Below are 5531 nucleotides of genomic sequence, written 5' to 3'. Positions count from 1 at the left end.
CCCGGGTGCGTGGATGCGGGTCCCGCAGTGTCGCACCCGCGGTGCGGGCCCCGCGCGGGAACCGCAAGAGCGGTCGACGGGTGTTGCCCCGCCCCCCGTCCGCGGGTGACGCTTCTCCTGCACCGACCGCCGTGCTCCTCCCGGAGCCCGTCCGCGGTACCCCGTTCGATACCCGAACCGTCGGCCCTGAGACCGCCGTCGTCCGTCCTCGCCTGATCCGAGGACGGGCGGCGGCCCCCGAGCCGGCGGACCGAGCGCGCGGCTGACCCGACGGCGGTCGGTGCCGTTCCCCCGAGCACCACCCCTGCAGTTCCCGACCCGAAGGGACGCCCGATGTGCGGCATCATCGCGGCCCGCGTCAGTGACGACGCGAGCCCCTACCTGCTCGACGGCCTCGAGCGACTCGAGTACCGCGGCTACGACTCCGCCGGCATCGCGGTCCGGACCGCCTCCGGCCGCACCGAGACGATCCGCTCGGTGTCCCGGGTCGGCGACCTCCGGACGCTCGTCGCCGCACGGTCCGGCGACGCACTGACCGGGATCGGCATCGGCCACACCCGCTGGGCGACCCACGGTGCCGTGCGGGAGGCGAACGCGCACCCGCACGCGGACTGCGGCGGCCGCGTGAGCGTCGTGCACAACGGCATCGTGGAGAACGCCGACGAGCTCCGCGCGACGCTCGAACGCCAGGGCCACGTGTTCCGCTCCGACGTCGACTCGGAGGTCATCGCGCACCTCGTCGAGCGCGCCCTCGCGGTCGACCCGGACCTCATGCTCGCGGTGCAGATCGCGACCGCACAGCTCGAAGGGTCGTGGGCGATCGTCGTCCTCGACGCCCGCGACGGCCGGATGGTCGTCGCCGCCGACCGGTCGCCGCTCGTGGTCGCACGGTCGGCCCGCGGCGACTTCGTGGCGAGCGACATCGGCGCGATCGCCGAGTGGTGCGAGACCTTCGTGGCGCTCCGCGACGGCGACGTCGTCGAGCTGAGCGAGGCGTGGACCTGGTCGTCCGGCGGTGTGACGGTCCCGGTCCCCTTCCCCACGCCGTCGCCGTTCGCCGCGGCCGCCCTCGACCTCGGCGACCACCCGGACCACATGGCGAAGGAGATCGAGGAGCAGCCGGCCGTCGTCAGCTCGATCCTCGAGCGGGTCGCCCGTCGTGCGGTCGACGGCAGCATGTGGATCGGACTCGGACTACCCGGGTTCCACCGGCTCGCCGTCGTCGCGTGCGGCACCTCCCTGAACGCCGGGCACGTGATCGCGACCGCACTGCGCGGCATCGGCGGGGTCCCGACGGACATCGTGGTGGCGAGCGAGGCGGACCAGGTCGTGCTCGGCCCGGGCACGCTCGTCGTCGCGATCAGCCAGTCGGGCGAGACCGCCGACGTGCTCCGGGCGCTCGACCGCTTCGACGACAGGCACCCGGTGCTCGCGCTCACGAACAACCTGCACTCGTCGCTCGCCCGCCGGGCGGACGCGGTGCTCGACTGCCACGCCGGCCCCGAGGTCGGAGTCGCGGCGACGAAGACGTTCACCGCGCAGGTCGTCGTCGGCGTCGCGGCGATGATCTCCGCGATGGTGGCCTCCGGCCGGATCGGGACCGCCCGTGCCGCCGCGCTCGTCGCCGAGCTCTCCGAACTGCCGGCCCGCGTCGAGCACGCGGCGTCGGTCGCAGCCGACCGCATCCCGCTCCTGGTCGCGAACGTCCGGAAGGCGTCCGGCTTCCTGTTCCTCGGCCGCGGCCAGGGTCTGGCGTACGCGGCGGAGGGCGCGCTCAAGCTCAAGGAGCTGAGCTACCGGTGGGCCGAGGCGTACCCCGCCGGCGAGCTCAAGCACGGACCGCTCGCGCTCGTCGACGAGGGCACCCCGGTCGTCGTGGTCGACCACGGCGAGCACCGGATGCAGGCGAACATCGCCGAGGTGCGGGCCCGTGGCGGCTTCGTCATCACCATCGGCGGCGAGGGCTCGGACATCCCCGCGCTCGCCGGCCGCGCGACCGGTGGCCTCACCTGGGGCGCGAGCACCGCGCCGTGGGGGCCGCTCGAGGCGGTCGTGCCGCTGCAGATGCTCGCCCGCGAACTCGCGCTCCAGCTCGGGTGCGACGTCGACAAGCCCCGGAACCTCGCGAAGTCGGTGACGGTCGAATAGCCAGGCACCGGCCCGTGAACCGCCTGACGGTGTTCCTCGCCGTCCTCGCCGGACTGACGATCGTCGCGACCGCCGCGGTCGTCGTCTGGGCGCTCTCCACCTGACCCCTGTCGGGTCGCTGACCGTTCCCCCCCGGGGCCCTGGCGGTGGGCCCGCTCCTCGGGCGGGGCTGCCATGCTGGTCGCTTGACCACCGCAGCCCCGCCCCTCGTCTTCGTCGCCCTGCTCGTCGGGGCCGCCCTGCCGTTCGTCCCGGTCGTCGGCCGGGCCGCCCGCATCGCCGCGACGATCGTGCACGAGGTCGGCCACGTCGTCGTCGTGGTGCCGTTCGGCGGGCAGATCCGCCGCATCGACCTGCACCCGGACGGCTCCGGCGAGGCCTGGGTCCAGCTCGGCCGCGTGCCGGGCGCGATCCGCTGGCTCGTGCGCGTCCTCAACCTGTACGCCGGCTACAGTGCGCCGCTCTGGGCCGGGGTGTTGCTCGTGACCGGTGTGCTGCACGGGTCGCGGTGGCTGCCGGTCGTCGTGCTCGGCGTGGTCGGCGTCGTCGCACTGCTGTTCGTGCGGAACTGGTTCGGGCTGCTCGTGGTGGTCGGCTTCGACGCGCTCGCGCTGTGGGTCGCGGTCCGACCGTCGGACGCCACGGTGCTCGTCGTCGCGGCCGTCGGGGCGCTCTTCGTGGTGGACGGCCTGCGGTCGGTGGTGCAGGTCGCACGGTGGCTGCTCACCGGTGCCCGGGTCCAGACGGACTTCCACATCGCTGCGGCCGAGATGCGGGTGCCGGCGTCGCTGTGGTTCGTGCTGTTCGTCGCGGTGAACGCCGTGGCGGTGTGGCTCGCACGGGTACCGCTCGCCGAGTCGTGGGAGGCCGTCGTCGCGGGGGTCCGCGCGCTGGTCTGACGCGCCCGGCGGGCGGGGCGCGGGGCGGGGCGCCGGTGCCGGTGCCGGGACGGCTGTCGAACGGCACGTCCGCTGTCGCACGACGACGGCGATGTCGTCTGTGCCCGTCCGCAACAGTTGCACACGCGCTGCGACGACGAGGACGCTGTCGCACGACGACGGCGATGTCGTACCGCCCACCCCGTCCGAGCACCCGGGAACCGCCCGGAACCCGCCCACCCCGTCCGAGCACCCGGGGACCGCCCGGAACCCGACCACCTTGCCCCCCACAGCCGCCGTCGGCCTGCCACGATGGCCGGATGCGCCTCGACGACGTGACGACCGCCCTCGCCCGGACGCCCGACGACGTGCCCGGGGTCCCCGCGGCACGCCGGTTCGTCGAGCAGCACGGTGACGCAGCACTCCGGCGCGAGGGCGGGCCGGAGCACCTCACCGCCTCGTGCTTCGTGTTCTCCCCCGACCTCGAGCGGACCCTGCTCTGCCTGCACCGGAAGGGCGGGTTCTGGGTGCAGGTCGGCGGCCACCTCGAGCCGCAGGACACCTCCCTTGCGGCCGCCGCCCGCCGAGAGGCACGTGAGGAGTCCGGGATCGCCGGCCTCGAGCTGCTCGACGGCAGCGTCGTCGACGTCGACCGGCACGACCTGCACAGCGGGTTCGGGATCTGCGCCGCGCACTGGGACGTCGGCTTCGTCGCGCTGGTCGACCCGGAGGATCCGTCAGCGGCGACCGCCGTCAGCGACGAGAGCGACGACGTCCGGTGGTTCCCCGTCGAGGCGCTCCCGGACGCAGTCCCGTCGACGTTCCCACACCGGCTGCTCGCGGCACGCGAGACAGCACACGACGCAACACGCGAGGCGGCACGCGAGACAGCACGCGACGCCGCGCGCGAGGCAGCACGCGACGCCGCGCGCACCGCAGTGCGCGAAGCCGGCCGCAGCACAGCACCCGCTGCCTCCCGCGACGACTGACCCACGCACGCAGGCTCACTCCCAGGGGTGCTGCTCCAACGCCACCGGATCGATGACCTGCCCACCGGCGACCACGAGCGCCCGCGGGACCCGCCGAACGAGTGCGTCCATCGGGTTCTCCGCATCGACGAGCACCACGTCCGCCCGAGCCCCCGGCACCAGGTCGTGCACCTCGTCCGTGACGAACGCGGCGCCGTCCCGCGACGCGATCTCGACCACCCGACGGAGGTCCTCGTCCCGCACCATTCCCCCGGCCCGCGCGTACTGCCACGCGATCCCGAGCAGGTCGCCGTCGCCGTAGGGGCTCCACAGGTCGCGGATCCCGTCCGTCCCGAACCCGAACCGGACCCCTGCCTCGTCGAACTCGTGCAACGGGAGCTGGCGCATCCGCAGCGGTGCGACGGTCGTCATCGTGACGCCGAGGCCCGCCATCCGTTCGAGCAGGTCGCGGCGCCGGACCGGGTCGACGTCCACGACGGCGAAGCCGTGCGCGATGTTCACCTTCCCGGGAGTGATCCCGTCCCGCTCCACCCGGTCGAGCACGAGGTCGATCGCGAACGCGCCGAGGTCCGCCGGTTCGTGCAGGTGCAGGTCGATCCCGCAGCCGGTGTCCGCCGCGATCGCGAACAGGCCGTCGAGCTGGCCGACCGGATCACGGTCGATGAGCGACGGGTCGAGGCCGCCGACGTGCGCGACGCCAGCGAGCGCCGCCTGCCGGAGGAGGTCGAGCACGCCGGGTCGGCGGAGGACCCCGTCCTGCGGGAAGGCCACGATCGACACCTCCACGGCGCCGTCGAGTGCCTCGGCCGCCGCCTGCACCGCGTGGACCCCGCGGAGGCCGACGCCGAGGTCGACGTCGACGTGGGTCCGGACGCGCGTGGTGCCGGTCCGGAGCCCCTCGCGGAGCACCCGGGTGGCGACGTCGACGCCGGGGATGCCGAGTGCGTCGCGACGGGCACGCTCGTGTGCGATGCGGCCCTGGGTGCCGCCCTCGCCGCCGTACGACTCCCACGGCCGGCCCCACCAGCTCTTGTCGACGTGCGCGTGGGCGTTGACGAGGCCGGGCAGCGCGAGCAGCCCGGAGCCGTCGACGACCGTCACCCCCGCAGCCGCGATCGACCCGACGGACCGCACGCCCCCGCCGACCCCGCTCGGCTCCACCGCGACGATCCGGTCCCCTGCGATGTGCACGTCGGCCGGGTCACCTCCCCACGGGCGGACGGAGCGGAGGACCAGGTCGACGTCGTCGCGGAGCATGCGACCAGCCTGGCAGACGACAGGCGGACGCCGAGCAGGCCGACGGGCGAACTCCGAGCAGGCCGACGGGCGGACTCCGAGCAGGCCGACGGGCGAACTCCGAGCAGGCCGACGGGCGGACTCCGAGCAGGCCGACGGGCGGACTCCGAGCAGGCCACCGTCCCGCACCCGGGCACGGATTGGACCGGCCCACCGGTACCGGGTGCAGCATTCGACCGTCCGCGCGGCGCGGCGTGCAAGGGTACCGACACCCGACGAC

At 74.5% G+C, this 5531-nt stretch carries 4 protein-coding genes; 3 read left to right on the top strand and 1 reads right to left on the bottom strand.

Features of this window, described 5'->3' with window-relative positions:
* Positions 1 to 333 precede the first annotated feature (333 nt).
* From glmS to I59_RS02905, 3 genes are all read left to right on the top strand, one after another.
* Positions 334 to 2148, top strand: coding sequence for a glutamine--fructose-6-phosphate transaminase (isomerizing) (glmS, locus tag I59_RS02920; RefSeq protein WP_022902592.1), 1815 nt, complete (start codon positions 334 to 336; stop codon positions 2146 to 2148).
* A 185-nt stretch (positions 2149 to 2333) separates the two neighbouring features.
* Positions 2334 to 3047, top strand: coding sequence for a M50 family metallopeptidase (locus I59_RS20575; RefSeq protein WP_022902590.1), 714 nt, complete (start codon positions 2334 to 2336; stop codon positions 3045 to 3047).
* Positions 3048 to 3346: 299 nt separating this feature from the next.
* Positions 3347 to 4015, top strand: a complete 669-nt coding sequence (locus I59_RS02905; protein WP_022902589.1) for an NUDIX domain-containing protein — start codon at positions 3347 to 3349, stop codon at positions 4013 to 4015.
* 15 nt (positions 4016 to 4030) lie between these two features.
* Here the strand turns inward: I59_RS02905 and I59_RS02900 are convergent, their stop codons facing one another.
* The gene (locus I59_RS02900; protein WP_022902588.1) at positions 4031 to 5272 is read right to left on the bottom strand and encodes an amidohydrolase family protein; all 1242 of its coding nucleotides are present in this window, start codon (positions 5270 to 5272) and stop codon (positions 4031 to 4033) included.
* Positions 5273 to 5531: the final 259 nt, after the last annotated feature.

It is taken from the genome of Curtobacterium sp. B8, assembly GCF_000333315.1.
Classification (GTDB): Bacteria; Actinomycetota; Actinomycetes; order Actinomycetales; family Microbacteriaceae; genus Curtobacterium; species Curtobacterium luteum.
The sequence above is the reverse complement of the archived record's forward strand: the minus strand, read 5'-3'. Positions and strand labels throughout refer to the sequence as shown.